The sequence below is a fragment of the Exiguobacterium sp. TDN 0502 genome, assembly GCF_050846835.1.
GTDB lineage: Bacteria > Bacillota > Bacilli > Exiguobacteriales > Exiguobacteriaceae > Exiguobacterium_A.
Window position 1 is genome coordinate 107898 of sequence record NZ_JBOZGJ010000004.1, and the last position, 17071, is coordinate 124968.

Genomic DNA, 17071 nt, shown 5'->3' on the forward strand with positions numbered 1-17071 from the left:
TGATGCTAGATAAAACCAGTCTGGAGAATGAAGAATGGTTTGAACTAAACAAAAAAGGAGGAAGCATATCCATATGAAAGAGAGTTTAAGAGAACAATGGTTCTCGAATATGAAAGGTGATGTTTTAGCAGGCATTGTCGTAGCGCTTGCCCTGATTCCTGAAGCCATCGCGTTTTCAATCATTGCCGGGGTTGATCCGATGGTCGGATTGTATGCATCGTTTTGTATCGCCGTCATTATCGCATTCGTAGGTGGGCGACCGGGGATGATTTCAGCTGCGACGGGAGCGATGGCGCTTCTGATGGTACCACTTGTCAAAGAACATGGCGTCGCGTATTTATTAGCAGCGACCATTTTGACTGGTATCATCCAAATGATCTTTGGTGTATTGAAAGTAGCAAGAATCATGCGATTCATTCCAAGAGCCGTTATGATCGGATTCGTCAATGCACTGGCCATTTTGATTTTTATGGCTCAAGTACCTCATTTCATTGGAATCTCGATGATGACCTATGTATTCGTTGCGGTTACCTTATTGATCGTCTATGTCATACCTCTATTTTTCAAGGCGATTCCAGCGCCATTGCTTGCCATCGTCGTCCTGACTGCAGTAGCTATCAACATGAACAGTGATATACGAACAGTCGGGGATTTAGGAGCGATTCAACGCACCTTACCCTCCTTTTTCTTCCCAAATGTTCCTTTGAATTTTGAGACCTTACGAATCATCTTCCCGTATGCATTGGCACTAGCGATTGTTGGATTAGTGGAGTCATTATTGACGGCAACGATTGTCGACGATTTGACAGGAACGGACAGTGAGAAAAATCGTGAAGCACGTGGACAAGGAATCGCGAACGTCATCACTGGATTTTTTGGCGGAATGGCGGGATGTGCGATGATTGGACAATCCATCATCAACATAAAATCAGGCGGACGCGGTCGGTTATCCGCTCTAGTTGCCGGAATGTTTCTCATGTTCTTGATTATCGTCATGGGAGACTTAGTCGTTCAGATTCCGATGCCGGTCCTTGTCGGCATCATGATCATGGTATCGATCGGGACGTTTGACTGGTCGACCTTTACGTATATCAAAAAAGCACCAAAAGCTGATGTGTTCGTCATGCTCGCGACCGTCTTCATCGTCGTTGCTACACATGATTTGTCGATCGGTGTGATTGCAGGCGTCATTCTAAGCGCCTTGTTCTTTGTTGCAAAAGTATCAAAAATGAAGGTCGAGCAGCGAACGGCGGCCGGCAAAATCATCTACAGTGTGAAAGGTCCATTATTCTTTGCATCGGTTGATCATTTCATAGCGGGCTTTAATTATGAAATCCGGGATACTACGATTCAGATTGATTTTAGTGCGACTCAGATTTGGGATGACTCCGGAGTAGGGGCAATTGACAAGGTGATGATGCGCCTGATGGCGAATCAAAACCAGGTAGAAATCAGTGGACTGAATCCGGAAAGTCAAAAGCTGATCGATCGTCTTGCGATTCATAATGATCCGGTAGCGAAGATGCCCATTCATTAAAAAACGAGGGAGTGAATGATATGTACGAACATATTCTATTAGCGGTTGACGGCTCGGAACACTCGGTCCGAGCGACGGAAGAAGCGATCAAAGTTGCTCGACTGAGTGAGAGAAGCAAAATTGAAGTCGTCTTCGTCACTGATTATTCAAAGGTGAAAGATGATGTCCTGCATACGGAAGGAAAAGAAGCGCTCGAAGTTGCCCGACGCAAAAAACTGTCAGCAGTCGAAGAAAAACTAGAGGAAGCGAATGTTTTCTACTATGTGACGATGTTAAAAGGAGATCCGGGTCCGGCAATCGTTGATCATGCGAACAAACAGAAAGTTGATGTGACGATTATCGGTAGCAGGGGTCTAAATAGTTTGCAAGAGATGGTATTGGGGAGCGTAAGTCATAAAATTGCCAAGCGCGTGAAAAGTCCTGTGATGATTGTCAAATAAGAAAGTCGGAATTGACTTTGTGATTGAACGAGAATTAATAAAAGAACAATAAAGTAAAGTCATCAAAAAAGCTCACGTCTCAGAAATGGAGACGTGAGCTTTTGTATTAGAACAACTCGTTAATTGGTGTGTCACCTTCAAGTAATGTGACGACTTGCTTCGACGCCTTGTCGTGACCGATCGCAGCTAGAATGACGCGTGCGACATCCTCGCGTGGAATTTTTTTAGTTGCTTGCTCGGACGGATCCGTCGTGACGTTTCCTGTTCCGGCTTCATCCGACAGTCCGCCTGGACGAAGAATCGTATAGTTGAGTGACGATTCCTTCAGGACACGATCCGCGTAACGTTTCGCGATGTAATACGGCTTCATGCTGTCAGACCATGTTTCCGGCGAATCGGCATTTAAGGCACTGACCATGATGAACTGTTTCGCCTTGATGGCTTCCGCTGCTTCAATCGATTTGACAGCACCATCGAAGTCGATCAGCATCGTCTTGTCGGCTCCTGTATGACCACCTGATCCTGCCGTGAAGATGACGACATCTGATCCTTGTAATGCATCGGTGATCGTCGCGACATCCGCTTCAAGATCGAGATGGACCGGTGTATGACCTAATTTCTCAAAATCACTGAACTGGTCCTTGGAACGTAATCCTACTTTGACATCGTGCTCTGAATCCTGCAGTAAGCGAGCAGCGTGACGACCTACTTTACCATTTGCACCAATGATGAAAATCTGACTCATGTTCCATTCCTCCATTTCACGATTTGATGATTCTGTTTCAGTATGGAAAAGACGAGGGGATTCTGTAAAGAGAGACGACTTATAAAACTGTAACCGTTATCAAAACATCTTTTTAATGCTTTTATGCATAAAATCGTCAAATTATCTTGAAATCACGTGTAAGTGTGGTAGGATAATGACTATTACCCACATCGAAAATCGTTTGGGTTAAATTGTAGCAATATTCGGTGAATGGGCAACGACGAAACAGAAAGGAGAGATACGATGAGAAAGAAACCATGGCTATTAGCTGGACTTGTTTTGACAGGTATTGCCGCTTGGATGATCTGGAACCAACAGACGGATGCCGAAGCACATGACATCTTCGAAGACCGAAAACTGGTCGTCGGAACGACGGGGGATTATAAGCCCTTTACATACTGGAACGAGGAACAAAATCGTTATCAAGGCTTTGATATCGATGTCATCCAAGCGTTTGCGAAAGCAGCGGATCTTGACGTGACGTTCGTCAAGACGACATGGCCGACGTTATCCGAGGATACGAAATCAGGCAAGTTCGATATCGCTGTCGGTGGGATCACGAAAAAAGTCGAGCGCGAGGTCGTCGGAGACTTTACAGCATCGTATTTCTCCTTTCAAAAAGCACCACTCGTAAAGAAAGAAGATGTCAAACGCTTGAATTCGCTTGCAACGATCAATGATCCATCAGTCAAAATCGGTGTCAATCCGGGTGGGACGAACGAGGCGTTCGTGAAGAAGCATTTTCCAAAGGCGGATGTGACCGTCTTTGAGAACAACTTAGACATTCCAAAAGCCGTCCAAAGTGGGCAAGTCGACGTCATGGTGACAGACGACATCGAGGCATTGCACTACGCAACAGAACTCGATCTTGCAGTTCCGAAACTGTCAGAAGCATGGGAACCAGCCGAGATGGCGTATTTGATGCAACCGGGACAAAAACAGCTTGGAGACGTCTTCCGCGTCTGGATTGAAAGTGCGGAAGGGCAAGAGCAGATGAAACAACTAAAGGAAAAATGGGACATCGTCTCGACGCGTGAGACGGTCGGAGTGAAAGGAGCGGGAGTAGATGAATAAGTGGGGATGGATCGTCGTCGGAGGTGGTGTCTTATTTGCCAGTTTACTGACGTTATGGCAAACCGAACAACCACGACGTGTACACGCAAAGAATGTCTTTGCGACGAAAAAAATCGTCGTCGGGACGACCGGAGATTACAAGCCATTCACCTACTTGAACCGGAAGACGAACGAATACGAAGGGTTCGATATCGAAGTCATCCGCTCGTTCGCGAAAACGACCGGGATCGACGTCGAATTCGTTCCGACGACTTGGCCGACGTTATCTGCTGATCTCGCAAGTGGCAAATTCGATATGGTCGTCGGTGGTGTCACGAAGAATATCGAGCGGGAGATCATCGGTGACTTCACGTCGAGTTACCTATCGTTCCAGAAGACGCCGCTCGTCCGTAAAGAAGATGCCGAACGCTTCGCTTCAATTGAACAGATCAATCGTCCAAACGTCACGATCGGTTTAAACCCAGGCGGAACGAATGAGCAGTTCGTCCGGAAGACGTTCACGAAAGCGAAGATCGTCATGTATGAACAGAACCTCGACATCCCTCACGCGGTCGCCTCAGGCGAAGTCGATGTCATGATTACCGATACAGTCGAGGCGATTCATTATGAAGCACTCGATCAACGACTTGCTGCACCAAGGATTCAGGAGAAGTGGATTCCGGCGGAGAAGAGTTACCTCGTTCGGGAGTCGGAAGGAGACGTCGTCGATGTCTTCAACCTCTGGATGCAGTCGCACGAGGGACAAGAAGAGATGGAGCAATTAAAAGAGAAATGGCAAGTAGCCTCGTAAGTGGATCGTGTCTCCTGACAAGAGGAGGCACGATTTTTTAATGACAGGAAATTGACGGAAACAGGCGAACAAGTATGTAGAAGCAAACTAGGAGGAAACCGATATGGTAAAAAAGGGAACGTCGAAACAATGGCTCATCATGACCGCTCTGTTTGCCTGTGTCACTTACGCATGGATTGTCATCGGAGAGTCATGGATTAACTCTCCGTTGTTATTCGCAGGGGCGATTGTACTTGCGAGTGGTGCAGTTCTTTCGTTTAGTCTTTCGTTAGCACGATCCGTTCGATTAAACGGAATCGGGTTTAAGGTGATGCTGGTATCAATCGTTACGACGCTCGTAATATCTGCTGGTGTCGTATATGGTGTATACAAGATTGTAGCGTAATAGTTAAAGATTCAATCAAGACGCCGATTCGGGTGTCTTTTTTGATTCGAGAACAGAAAAAACGGGAAAATCTTGGACATGACTTTGAATTCAGAGAAAGAAGGAATGAAGATGATTCATGTCGAGAACTTGACGAAGACGTACGATGGAAAGGATGTCGTCAAAGGGATTTCGTTCGATGTAGAGGCAGGAGAAATCTTCGCTTTTCTAGGACCGAACGGGGCCGGGAAATCGACGACTGTCCAGATGCTGACGACGTTGATCCCAATTTCCGGTGGTCGGGCGACGATTCAGGAATTTGATGTCGTCAAACAAGAAAAACAAGTCCGATTACAAATTGGGGTCGCCCTTCAAGACACCGGTATCGACGAAGATTTAACTGGTCTTGAGTTACTTGTCTTACAGGGGAAGTTATTCGGACTAAGTCAAACGGAAGCTAAGAACCGGGCAGAGGAATTGCTCCAACTCGTCGGCCTTGATCAAGACGGCAAGCGTCGGTCTGGCACCTACTCTGGTGGGATGAAACGACGGCTTGATCTCGCCTTGACGCTCGTTCACCAACCGACAGTACTTTTTCTCGACGAACCGACGACTGGGCTTGATCCCGCGAGCCGTCTGAAAATCTGGAACGAGGTCCGACGGTTAAACGAAGAGTTCGGAACGACGATCTTCTTAACGACACAATACTTGGAAGAAGCCGATCAGCTAGCAGACCGGATTGCGATCATCAACGAAGGACAACTGATTGCCGAAGGAACGGCAGCGGAGCTGAAGGCGGCAAACGGAGAGGAACGGATTGAATTGACGCTTAATGAAAAAGAGGACGAACGGATTGTTTTGGAAACGTTTGCCGGACGACAGGAAAAAGATCGTCTGATCATTCCGTCGCATGGAACAGAGACATTACGAGCCGTCGTCCGCTTTCTCGATGAACGGAAGATGGTCGCGACGTCACTGGTCGTCAAACAACCATCGCTTGACGATGTCTTCATTCGTTTAACGGGGCAAGCCTATAAGGAGGAATCGTGACATGATTCGAGAAACGTGGTTTTTGATGCGACGGAGTCTCCTCGTGACGTTGCGTAATCCGTTTTCCTTTATCCCGAACTTGATCATCAGTGTCTTTTTCCTGCTCGTCTACACGAGTGGTCTGTCCGGTATCTCGAACTTACCTCAATTCGATGGCGTTGATTATTTGAACTTCATTCTGCCGGTCTCGATCGTCTCAGGTGCTGTCGGCGGAGCAGGGGGCGCAGGTCAAGCACTCGTCAAGGACATCGAGAGCGGATATTTTGCGCGGCTCTTATTGACGCCGGTCTCACGGACGGCGATCGTCCTCGGACCGATGCTTGCTGGGATGCTGCAATTATTCGTTCAAACGTTACTGATCTTCGGAATGGCCTTTTTGCTTGGATTATCGATTCCGGTCGGTGTCAGTGGCTTTTTCCTGACGATTTTACTCGCGCTCGGTTTCGGACTCGCTTTTGCGGGTTATTCGGTCGGTGTTGCCTTAAAGACACGCAACGCCCAAGCGGCACAAGCCGGAACGCTCTTGTTCTTTCCGCTGATTTTCCTGTCGACGACGTTCGTACCGAAAGACTTGATTGAAGCCGAATGGCTGAAGATTGCTGCGACGATCAATCCGACGACTTATATCATGGAAGGGATGCGCAGTGTGTTAACCCGTCCGGAGATCGATTGGTCCGTTTACTGGCAAGGCTTGATTGTCGCTGCTGTTCTCAGTATCGCCATGGTGATCTTTGCTGCGTTGAACGCGCGGGGGGCACTGAAAAAGTAAAATGGACCCGTTTTTAAGCGGGTCCATTTCATGCGGCTATCTAATTGACGGTCTTATTTCAAATCGCGTTTTTCTTCCTCTTCTTTAGATGATTTACTTTTTGCGTCGAACTCAGAACGTGTCATGACATCTTCGACATGCATGTTGATTTCGATGACATCGAGTCCTGTCATGTCGTGGACTGATTTTTTGATTTTTGAGACGGCATCTTGGAAGATGGACGGGATGTTTTTGCCGTATTCGACGATGACTTTTAAGTCGAGTGCGACTTGTCGTTCGCCAACTTCTGCGTCGATGCCTTTTGTGATATCTTCCGTACTACGGAAACGGTCTGTCAATCCGCTCATGAAGCCACCGCTCATTGAAAGGATGCCTTTGACATCATTGGAGGCAATACCAGCAATCTTTTTGATGACTTGATCTTCAAAAGTGAGTTTGTTTTCGCGTACTACTTCGTTTTCTGTTTTGTTGATTTCGTTAGCCATAAGAAATCTCTCCTTTTAATGTGAGTTGACTAATTTTTTACTACTCTTTACGTTCAGTTCCGTTGAAAGAACTGAATCCATCCCTCGACATCAAGGGCATTGTCTCGCCATTGACCAATCAAGAAACCAATTGTTGCGAACACGATGATTAACAACGTTGGTCCAAAGCCGATCGTCAAGAACAAGATGGCGAGGATTAGTCCTGCTAGTCCACCGAGTAGTCGGTAGCGATACGGACGAAGTGCTTCGCTCGTTTTCATGGTCTTCCTCCTCTCTTGTCTTAGACGACACGTTCAGACGTTTTCGTCTTCGTATCACTAATCCGGACACGTGTTTTCGTGACGGGCAGTTCAAGTAACGATTCGACGGCATGTTTGGCGCGTTCTTGAATGTCTTTCCCGATTGTCGGTAATCCTTCTTGACCAAAGACCGAGCAGTCGACTTCGAGAGCAACTGTCTCTTTTTTTGAGTGGATGTCTGCGTTGACGTGAGGTGAACGTACGCCATTGATGCCGCGGATCGACTCAAGTGCCGTCCGCTCGATCGTCTGTTTTGAGATCGTGATATTCCCGTCACCGGTTTGGATCAGGAGGCGTTGTCCTTTAGAGCGGCTGAGCAGTCCAGTGAATAATAGAATGACAAATACGAATGCTAGGAAGCCACCAAGTGATAAAATCGTGTAGCGATACCATTGTTGATCTTGCCACTGTTCAATCAGGGGACTGAGGCGTGGAACATCATAGACACCAAGTACAAGAAGACCGACGCTGACTAAACCGAGAATGCCGATCAGGACGAGTAGGAAACGATTGAATCCGTTCATGTTCATCTCTCCTTTCTGACGTTAAATTATTTTAAGCGTTTTGTTCTACACATGAAATATTATGTGTATGGTGAATTCATTCCCGTTCAAACGAACTCGAAACATTAAAATACACTTAGGGTAAAAAGACTATATATTCTGAAAATTAGTCTGTTTATTAGAAAAATAGTAGATGAAATACGATATTTATTAAAAAATCATGAATGATTTAGCGTTCTAAGGCATATTAGTTCGTATCTGGTTTCTATCATGAATAAAAAATGATGTCAATATAAAAATGGAGAACACGAAAAACCTCCCATGGCGTCATGAGAGGGAGAGAAATACCTTTATTAAACGTAGAGTCGGGTTCTCGATAAATGAAATTACGCTGAAAATTAGCGTTCTATTTTATTCATTTGGCAATAGGGAAGACAGTCGCCGTCCGAGCGTTCCGAAATACAGTTGCTTACCTGTTGAGAGGACGATTAAATCGTTTCGCATCGTCAGGTCTCCTGTCAAGGAGTCCCCTTGTTCTGTTAAAAAGGACACTTCGCGAATCACTTCATAGACGGTCCCGGTCCGTTTTAAAAGTTGAATGACGTCTGTGTTCGAAGCGAGCAGGTAGTCCTCATGGCGTGCGAACTGGGAGTAGGCGATTGCCGGAGCTTCGCAGACAAGATCCTCGGTTTGTTCGAGACGAACGAAGCGATAATCTGAATAATAGAAGAACCAAACTTCCTGTGAGGAACAGACGTTAAGGGCGTAACAGTCATCAATCGGATATTGGCGGTTTTTATACTGTACTTCGCCTTTGTCATTGAACGCAACAAGACCGAATGCGCCGTTTGAACTCGTCACCGCATCGGCGTAAACGCCTTCGTCGAAATAACTGACCCAAATCCACCCTTGTTCATCGATTTGGATGTTTTGAATGCCGTCATCCAAGCAAAAGCTATCCAGCAAATTTCCTTGGGGATCATAGATGAAAGCATTCGGTAACCAGGTCCCGTCCACATCATCATCGCACCGGGAAGCGACGAGTAGAAGACGTCCGTCTGAAAAACAGTCGATGAGCGAAAAATCGATTTCTTCTTTCGGCACGATCGTTGTCTTCCGCCATTCGTCTTTCAGTTGATGGATTGATAATATCGGTTCTTTTTCTAGTTCATCGGTCGTTTCTTCAACGATTAAGATATGTCCATCGGCACTGATGCCAGTGGCAATCAAACGACCGGCACGATAGGAAGCGGTCAGACGACGTAACGGGAATTGCGCGAGTGGGTAAGTGAGCATGGCAGGACCTCCTGTGTGTTAAAAAAGCAGTCCGTCAAAAAGACAGACTGCTTATGGTATTAAACCGATCGTTGGCGACGTTTGTAGAAGAAGTAAACAACGATCAGGACGACGGCAGCGATTAAGATACCGTTCGTATAGGGTGCAGCGACCTCTTTGATGGAGCGCCAGTTCGTGCCGAGCGTCTCACCGAGGTATAGGAATAGAATCGACCATGGGATGATGGCGAGGATCGTATACAGGGAGAACTTTGTCTGATCCATCTTCGCAAGACCAGCCGGAATCGAAATCGCATGGCGAACGACCGGGATGAAGCGGGCACCGAAGATGACGCCTTGGCCGTACTTCAAGAACCAGCGCTCTGCTAAGTCTAAGTGATGTTCCGTAATCAAAACATATTTTCCGTATTTCAGGATCAACGGACGCCCCCCGTAGCGAGCGAACCAGTATAAGAACAATTGCGAAAGCAATCCGCCGATGACAGCAGCGACGACGGCAAGCGGCCAGCCGATTGTTCCTTGAGAAATCATGAATCCACCATAAGAGAGAACGATTTCGCTCGGTATGATTTCAATCATCAACCCGAGGGCGATACCGAAATATCCGAGATCGGCAAGCGATAATAAAATTTGGTTGACGACTTGTGATAACACGTAAGACAACTCCTTCAATTCAATTCATTCTTTTATTTTAGAGAATCGTCAGCAAAATGAAAAGGAAAAAAACGGAGACCATGTAAAAGACAGATCCGCTAAGGTGGCGAATCTGTCTAATTTTTCGTCTTATAAGATGACCGCAGCAATCGTACCGAAGATGATCAATGGAATGTTGTAGTGCAGGAACGTCGGAATGACCGTCTCCCGCATGTGATCGTGCTGACCATCCGCATTTAGTCCGCTCGTCGGACCGAGTGTCGAATCGGATGCCGGACTACCGGCATCACCAAGTGCACCGGATGTTCCGATGATAGCAATCGTCGCTTCTAAGCTGAACCCATACTGGATGCAGAGCGGAACGAAGATGGCGGCGATGATCGGAACGGTCGAGAAACTTGACCCGATGCCCATCGTGACGAGGAGACCAATCACGAGCATGACGAACGCGGCAACGAGTTGCGAATCCCCCATCAAGGCTTTTGAATTCTCAACGAGTGGTTCAATATCACCTGTCTCACGTAAAACGTTCGAGAACCCATTCGCTGAAATCATGACGAAGCCGATGAACGACATCATCCGCATACCACGTGTAATGACGTCATCTGCTTCACTGAAGCGGATAAGGCGAAGCAACAAGAAGAGAATCAATCCTGTCGTCGCGGCAAGAATCATCGATTCCGTCTGCAGTTGAACGAGTAAAGTCGCAATGACGACGACGCCGCTTAAAGCTAATTTTGTTTTTGTGATGACCGGAATCTCATAATCGTCCGGTGCAATATCACGCATTTCGTACGTCCGTTCTTTCCGGTACGTGTAGAGACCGATCAACAGACCCGTGACCATCCCGAGTGCCGGAATCGCCATCGCTTGGATGACGGAAGCACCTGCTGTATCCAGACCGTTCGCTTGGAGGTTCTTCAGCAAAATCTGATTGAGGTAGATATCACCGAATCCGATCGGTAAAAACATGTACGGTGTGACGAGACCGAATGTCATGATGATCGCAATCCGGCGACGGTCCATCTTCAACTGATTGAATAAACCGAGAAGCGGTGGAATGATGATCGGGATGAACGCGATGTGAATCGGTAAGACGTTCTGCGAGCTGATCGCAAGTAACAGAATCGCGAACAAGATGAATCCTTTTAGTTTCTTGACGGAGGCAGCACTTGCGTTACCGCGAGAGCGCGCAATCAAGGCGTGAGCGAGAGCGTCCGGCAACCCTGTTTTGGAAAGGGCGACGGCAAAGGCACCGAGCATCGCGTAACTGAGAGCGATTTCTGCCCCGTCACCAAGACCGCCGGCAAACGCTTCGGTTGTTTTCGTCAAATCAATACCACCGACGAGGCCGCCGGCAAACGCACTGATGACCATCGCGAGCACGATGTGGACGCGAAAGATCGCTAAGATGAATAGTAAAAAGACGGCAAATAATACGGCGTTTAGCATTCGGTAAAACCACACTTTCTTTTGTTATCACTGCACTATACTAAAGTATCTTACAGCCATGTTTGAATGCTGTCAAGAGTAAAAGTCTGACCTCGTAATCAAAAGATGAATGATACGCTTTTTAGCTCTCCGCAAGAAGTTACATTCTGTTATACCCCGAAGCATGAAGTGAGAAGCGTTTTGATCAATGAAATTCACGCTTAAGAAAAAACGTGCCATCCTTCTCCGTTTAGAGAAAAATGACACGTTGTTATTAGGCTGAGACCTAAAAAAATACTGAACTCTGTTTGCGTTTCTTCTATAAGAGAGTGCTTAGCAATCGACGACGTCGAGTTTTCCTGTACCCGGATCAATGACGAGTCCATGGACGTTCGTTCCAGGTGGTAATAGCGGATGGTTCTTAACGAGGCTGACCGAATGGGCAACGCTCTCTTGAACCGACGTAAAGCCGCGCAACCATTGATTCAAATCAACACCGGATACTTCAAGGGTATGAAGAATCTGTTGGTCGATACCCCGATCCTTCATTTCGCTGATCATGTGTTTAGGATCAATCGTGCTCATGCCGCAGTCATGGTGACCGATGACGACGACTTCTTCAGCACCAAGGGCATACAATGCGACGAGAATCGAGCGCATGACGGAACCGAATGGATGCGATAGGATAGCGCCGGCATTTTTGATGATTTTCGCATCCCCGTTTTTCAGACCAAGGGCATGTGGGAGAAGCTCCGTCAAACGGGCATCCATGCAGGTCAGGATGACGACCTTTTTGTCCGGGAACTTATCCGAGACGAACTGCTCATACTGTTTTTCGGCGACGAATCGCTCGTTGAAGGCTAGCATTTCCTGTACGACTGACATTCAAGTGTCCTCCTTTAGTGGTAGCTCTTAATATGTACCCCATATCAGAATACAAGATGACGAAACGGCTATCAAGTCAGGAAACTGCGGGGTGTGATAAATCACACAGCTTGTCGTGTCTAGAACGGAATGACAGAAAAGTAGACCGGACAATAGATGTAAACGCTATCAATGGTGTGAGGGAATTCACAGGATGGTCATGCACAAAACAGGAAAAAGGGGTTATGATTGATTTGTGAAGGAAAGCACAAACTATTGAAAAACAGCTTGGCATTCCTGACATAATGGTTGGCAAATCAAACTCAGATTCGTTCCACGACAGGGAGGAAACCACTCATGGCTGTGAAAGAAAAAACAAAATCGACGGCAACACCCGTCGAACAAGCAATCGGACAAATCGTTGAAAAAGGACAACGTGCATTACAGGAATTACTGACATTCGATCAAGAAAAAATCGATACGATCGTCCGGGATATGGCACTTGCCGGACTCGAACGGCACGTCGAACTTGCGCGTCTCGCAGCAGAAGAGACAGGACGCGGTGTCTTTGAAGATAAGATGATAAAAAACATGTTCGCGACAGAGTACATCTACAATAGTCTTCGTCATGAAAAAACGGTCGGGATTTTAGAAGAAGATGTCCAGAATGGCATCACATATATCGCTGAACCGGTCGGTGTCGTCTGTGGTGTCACACCAGTTACCAATCCAACGTCAACAACGATGTTCAAAGCGTTGATTGCAATCAAGACACGGAATCCGATCGTCTTTGCATTCCATCCGTCGGCACAACGGTGTTCCGTCGAAGCAGCAAAAACACTCCGTGACGCAGCCGTCAAAGCCGGGGCACCAAAAGACTGTATTCAATGGGTCGAAGAACCGTCACTTGAAGCAACGAAAGTCTTGATGAACCATGAAAACATCGCGATGGTCCTTGCGACAGGCGGATCCGGAATGGTCAAGTCAGCGTACTCAACGGGGAAACCGGCACTCGGTGTTGGACCAGGTAACGTTCCGTGCTACATTGAACAATCTGCGAAAGTCAAACGGGCAGTCAGCGATCTCGTTCTCTCAAAAACGTTTGATAACGGGATGATTTGTGCCTCTGAACAAGCCGTCATCGTCGATCAAGAGATTTATGCGACGGTCCGGGCGGAAATGGAAGCACTCGGTTGTTACTTCTGTACACCGGAAGAAAAACAACGCCTTGAAGCACTCGTCATCAAGACCGATACATGTGCCGTCAACGCGGACATCGTCGGGAAACCTGCGACATGGATTGCAGAAAAAGCGGGAATCAACGTTCCGGAAACGACGGTCATGCTCGTCGCGGAACTTGAACACGTCGGAGCAGCAGAACCACTGTCTCATGAAAAACTCAGTCCCGTCCTCGGTGCGTACCGCGTCGCTTCAACTGAAGAAGCGTTCACGATTGCCGAACAGATGCTTGAAATCGGTGGTCTCGGTCATACAGCCGTCATTCATACGACGAACGATGACTTGATGACAGCATTTGGACTCCGGATGAAGGCTTGCCGAATCCTCGTCAACAGTCCATCTGCTCATGGTGGGATTGGTGATCTGTACAATGAGTTGACACCATCACTGACACTCGGTTGCGGATCATACGGGAAAAACTCTGTATCTGAGAATGTAACGGCGAAACACTTACTCAACGTCAAGAAGGTGGCGAAACGACGCGTGAACATGCAATGGTTCAAAGTTCCTGAAAAAATCTACTTCGAAAAGAACTCTGTTCAGTACCTCCGGTCAATGACTGACGTCTCACGCGTCATGATCGTCACTGATCCAACGATGGTGCAATTCGGATATGCTGATAAAGTGATTCAAAACTTGCCACAGTCTGTCAGTTATCGAATTTTCGACCAAGTCGAACCGGATCCATCCGTAACGACTGTTCAGACGGGTGCCCAAGCGATGCGTGACTTCAAACCAGACTTGATCATCGCTCTCGGTGGTGGTTCTGCGATGGATGCTGCGAAAGGGATGTGGCTCTTCTACGAACAACCGAACGAAACGTTCTCAAACTTACGTCAAAAATTCCTCGATATCCGCAAACGGGCATATCAATTCCCGGCACTCGGTCGTCAAGCGAAGTTCGTCGCGATTCCGACGACGTCAGGTACGGGTTCAGAAGTGACACCGTTCACCGTCATCACGGATAAAGAGAAAAACGTCAAATATCCGATTGCTGACTATGCGTTGACGCCAGACGTCGCAATCGTTGATCCTGAATTCGTCATGACCGTTCCGGCTTCGATCACTGCTGATACCGGAATGGATGTCTTGACGCATGCAACAGAAGCATACGTCTCGGTGCTTGCGAACGACTACACGGATGGACTGGCACTGAAAGCAATCAAGATGATCTTTGAGTACTTGCCACGAGCATATGCGAACGGATCAGACGCCGAAGCACGCGAAAAAGTGCACAACGCGTCAACGATGGCAGGGATGGCATTCGCGAACGCCTTCCTTGGCATCAACCACTCGATCGCACACAAAATCGGTGGGGAGTTCCACACGCCGCATGGACGGACGAATGCGATCCTGATGCCACACGTCATTCGCTATAACGCGTCACGTCCAACAAAACTAGCAGCATTCCCGAAATACGAATCATTCGTAGCCGATGAACGCTATGCCGACATCGCACGCTACCTCGGTCTTCCGGCAGCAACGACGGAACAAGGGGTCGAATCCCTCATTCAAGCCGTTGCCGATCTCGGACAACGTCTCAACATCAAGATGTCATTCAAGGCGCAAGGCATTCAAAAAGCAGACTTCGAGGCAAAACTCGACAAGATGGCAGTTGATGCTTTCGAGGATCAATGTACGACAGCGAATCCAAAGATGCCGCTTGTTGCTGAATTACGGTCGATCATGGAACAAGCATACGAAGGCATCTAATAGAGAAAAATACCATGGCACCTGATCGTTCAACCGGCTTCTCACTGTGAGAAGTCGGTTTTTTGGAAATAAGTGGAGACATTCAAAGAAAAAGTTGGATATAATGGCTGTTGAATGAATTTGATGTTTTTGGTTTCGCTGTAGCAGGAATATTCAAACATCAGACATTAAAAGGAGGAAATGGGATGGAGTCAAGGCAAGAAAGGAAACAACGACGGTTTTCCGTCTGGGATGTCCTGTTTGGCGTCCTCATCGGTCTCATCTTTTTCGGTGTCATCTATGGCGCGATGGCATTTTTGACTTCACAAATCACCTCATCCTCAGACTATCAGGATCTCGTGACGCAGATGCAACAGGCGGATGTCTCATGGAATGATACAGATATTACGGTCTCGCTCATGCTCCTGTTCGTTGGTGGGCTGTCGATTACGATGCCGAGTGCAGTCCGGGAAGGGATCATCAATCAGGTGCTTGATGCGAGTTCTGCCGGCGACGTCTTATCATTGTTTGGCATCGATCTAAAACAAGTCCTCGCACCACTTACGTTTGATGTCTCTTACGGGACGTTACTCTACTCCGTATTTGGCATCGGTTTGATCACTTTGCTATTTTTAGTATTACGGATTAAAGCAGGTCGTCTTGGTTGGACGATTCGCTCGGTCAGTTTCTTTTTGACGGTCGGTATCATTTGGTTCGTACTTGCCGGAAGAGGAAATGATGTACCGTTCCTTGCGCTACAAGACGGCTACGCGATGAATGGTATTTTACCACTCCTCGTCGTCAGTCTACTTGGCTGGATGGCGTTCTTCCCGCAGAAGTTATCCGGTTTAACAGCTGCTGGACGTGCCAGTCTGCTCATCTTGATGTTCGCAAGTACTCTGCAACTCGTCTTCACAGTGCAAGATGAAGCGGCGTACGACGGAGATTCCTCACTACGGACAGCACTGACTGTCGCAAGTTTGAACGCCGGAAGTGGTGGGATGTACGACTGGATCCACGGCGGTCAAGTCGTCTATCAAGCAGACGTCCTTGGAGCAAACGCAGAAGTTCCTGTCTCGATGTTGAACGGTGAAACCTCAACGGATCAGCTCAATGACTCGATTCAAAAAGTCGTCGACGGGATCGACACGGACCGGGTGACAGAACAATTGTTGACATTACTCGGTGGAGAACGTCCGGATTTGTCAGCAACACAATTGAAGCTCGACCCTGTTGATTACGGTGTCGCGCGGCAGACGATCCAAGCGATTGATGCGGAATCGGCAGGAGCGACGCCACCGAATGTCTCCAGTGAGAGTGCGTATTGGGTATTATTGCTCGTGACATTCGCGATTTATTTCGTCTGTAGTATCCGCAGCTTCAAGTCGATCATCGATCCGTTCGTCTTTGCGATCACAAGTGGTGTCATCAGCTTCATCGTCAGTCAGGCTTCATACGTTCAGTTCGCGATGAAATGGCGGAGTGACGTCTTATTCGAGTTCGCTCAACAGACAGCAGGGTGGACAGTGCTCTACGCCGCAGGACTTGCGTTACTTGCTGGAATTCTTGGTTATGTCGTCCGTCGGAAACCAGAGAAAACGGTGTAAGGGACATGGAGTGGTGAAGCTCATGCACCATGAATCCGGACGACGAACGTTGCTGTCATTCTCGCTTTCCACAGGCGGGAGGTAAGCCGCGGTATCCTAAACTACGTTTCGTCTACCGGGTCTCACCTGACCCTGACGAAAGCGAAAAACATGCTTTCTTTTCCTGTAGGAGTCGAGAAGGAACAGTTACGTTCTACATCAATCATAGACGA

The 17071-nt window shown here is 47.6% G+C and carries 17 protein-coding genes; 9 read left to right on the forward strand and 8 right to left on the reverse strand.

Features of this window, described 5'->3' with window-relative positions; all coding sequences use genetic code 11:
- Positions 1–73: 73 nt before the first annotated feature.
- Both ACRPK8_RS06365 and ACRPK8_RS06370 read left to right on the forward strand, forming a co-directional pair.
- Positions 74–1537, forward strand: a complete 1464-nt coding sequence (locus ACRPK8_RS06365) for a SulP family inorganic anion transporter (protein WP_432237442.1) — start codon at positions 74–76, stop codon at positions 1535–1537.
- A gap of 20 nt (positions 1538–1557) precedes the next feature.
- The gene (locus ACRPK8_RS06370) at positions 1558–1977 is read left to right on the forward strand and encodes a universal stress protein (RefSeq protein WP_432237443.1); all 420 of its coding nucleotides are present in this window, start codon (positions 1558–1560) and stop codon (positions 1975–1977) included.
- 106 nt (positions 1978–2083) lie between these two features.
- Here ACRPK8_RS06370 and ACRPK8_RS06375 read toward each other — a convergent pair whose 3' ends face one another.
- A complete protein-coding gene (locus ACRPK8_RS06375; RefSeq protein ID WP_432237444.1) occupies positions 2084–2722 on the reverse strand; it encodes an SDR family oxidoreductase in 639 nt (212 codons plus the stop codon).
- A gap of 264 nt (positions 2723–2986) precedes the next feature.
- Here ACRPK8_RS06375 and ACRPK8_RS06380 point away from each other — a divergent pair, with 264 nt between their 5' ends.
- The 5 genes from ACRPK8_RS06380 to ACRPK8_RS06400 all read left to right on the forward strand — a co-directional run bounded on the left by ACRPK8_RS06380 (position 2987) and on the right by ACRPK8_RS06400 (position 6790).
- A complete protein-coding gene (locus ACRPK8_RS06380) occupies positions 2987–3817 on the forward strand; it encodes a transporter substrate-binding domain-containing protein (protein ID WP_432237445.1) in 831 nt (276 codons plus the stop codon).
- Complete coding sequence (locus ACRPK8_RS06385; protein ID WP_432237446.1) at positions 3810–4607, forward strand: transporter substrate-binding domain-containing protein; 798 nt, start codon at positions 3810–3812, stop codon at positions 4605–4607. The genes ACRPK8_RS06380 and ACRPK8_RS06385 overlap by 8 nt, the downstream gene beginning before the upstream one ends.
- 103 nt (positions 4608–4710) lie before the next feature.
- On the forward strand, positions 4711–4992 hold the full coding sequence (locus ACRPK8_RS06390; RefSeq protein WP_432237447.1) for a hypothetical protein: 282 nt from the start codon (positions 4711–4713) through the stop codon (positions 4990–4992).
- Positions 4993–5070: 78 nt separating this feature from the next.
- Entirely contained in the window at positions 5071–6021 is a 951-nt protein-coding gene (locus tag ACRPK8_RS06395; protein WP_432237448.1) for an ATP-binding cassette domain-containing protein, read from the forward strand.
- 1 nt (position 6022) lies between these two features.
- The gene (locus ACRPK8_RS06400; RefSeq protein ID WP_023467885.1) at positions 6023–6790 is read left to right on the forward strand and encodes an ABC transporter permease; all 768 of its coding nucleotides are present in this window, start codon (positions 6023–6025) and stop codon (positions 6788–6790) included.
- Positions 6791–6843: 53 nt separating this feature from the next.
- Here the strand turns inward: ACRPK8_RS06400 and ACRPK8_RS06405 are convergent, their stop codons facing one another.
- The 7 genes from ACRPK8_RS06405 to ACRPK8_RS06435 form a co-directional block, all read right to left on the reverse strand.
- On the reverse strand, positions 6844–7275 hold the full coding sequence (locus ACRPK8_RS06405) for an Asp23/Gls24 family envelope stress response protein (RefSeq protein WP_432237449.1): 432 nt from the start codon (positions 7273–7275) through the stop codon (positions 6844–6846).
- 53 nt (positions 7276–7328) lie between these two features.
- Positions 7329–7535, reverse strand: a complete 207-nt coding sequence (locus ACRPK8_RS06410; protein ID WP_432237450.1) for a DUF2273 domain-containing protein — start codon at positions 7533–7535, stop codon at positions 7329–7331.
- A gap of 20 nt (positions 7536–7555) precedes the next feature.
- Entirely contained in the window at positions 7556–8098 is a 543-nt protein-coding gene (gene amaP, locus ACRPK8_RS06415; protein ID WP_432237451.1) for an alkaline shock response membrane anchor protein AmaP, read from the reverse strand.
- Between the two features lie 390 nt (positions 8099–8488).
- Positions 8489–9373 (reverse strand): hypothetical protein, encoded by an 885-nt coding sequence (locus tag ACRPK8_RS06420; RefSeq protein ID WP_432237452.1) that lies wholly within the window; start codon positions 9371–9373, stop codon positions 8489–8491.
- Positions 9374–9432: 59 nt separating this feature from the next.
- Positions 9433–10026: a DedA family protein gene (locus ACRPK8_RS06425; protein WP_432237453.1), complete on the reverse strand. Its 594-nt coding sequence runs from the start codon at positions 10024–10026 to the stop codon at positions 9433–9435.
- A 129-nt stretch (positions 10027–10155) separates the two neighbouring features.
- Positions 10156–11478 carry a Na+/H+ antiporter family protein gene (locus tag ACRPK8_RS06430; protein WP_432237454.1) on the reverse strand — a complete coding sequence of 441 codons (1323 nt, stop codon included), beginning with the start codon at positions 11476–11478 and terminating at the stop codon, positions 10156–10158.
- 312 nt (positions 11479–11790) lie between these two features.
- Positions 11791–12342: a beta-class carbonic anhydrase gene (locus ACRPK8_RS06435; RefSeq protein ID WP_023467896.1), complete on the reverse strand. Its 552-nt coding sequence runs from the start codon at positions 12340–12342 to the stop codon at positions 11791–11793.
- 336 nt (positions 12343–12678) lie between these two features.
- On the opposite strand from ACRPK8_RS06435, the gene adhE reads away from it, so the two are divergent.
- Both adhE and ACRPK8_RS06445 read left to right on the forward strand, forming a co-directional pair.
- Positions 12679–15273 (forward strand): bifunctional acetaldehyde-CoA/alcohol dehydrogenase, encoded by a 2595-nt coding sequence (gene adhE / locus ACRPK8_RS06440; RefSeq protein WP_432237455.1) that lies wholly within the window; start codon positions 12679–12681, stop codon positions 15271–15273.
- 185 nt (positions 15274–15458) lie between these two features.
- Positions 15459–16859 (forward strand): hypothetical protein, encoded by a 1401-nt coding sequence (locus ACRPK8_RS06445; protein ID WP_432237456.1) that lies wholly within the window; start codon positions 15459–15461, stop codon positions 16857–16859.
- Positions 16860–17071: the final 212 nt, after the last annotated feature.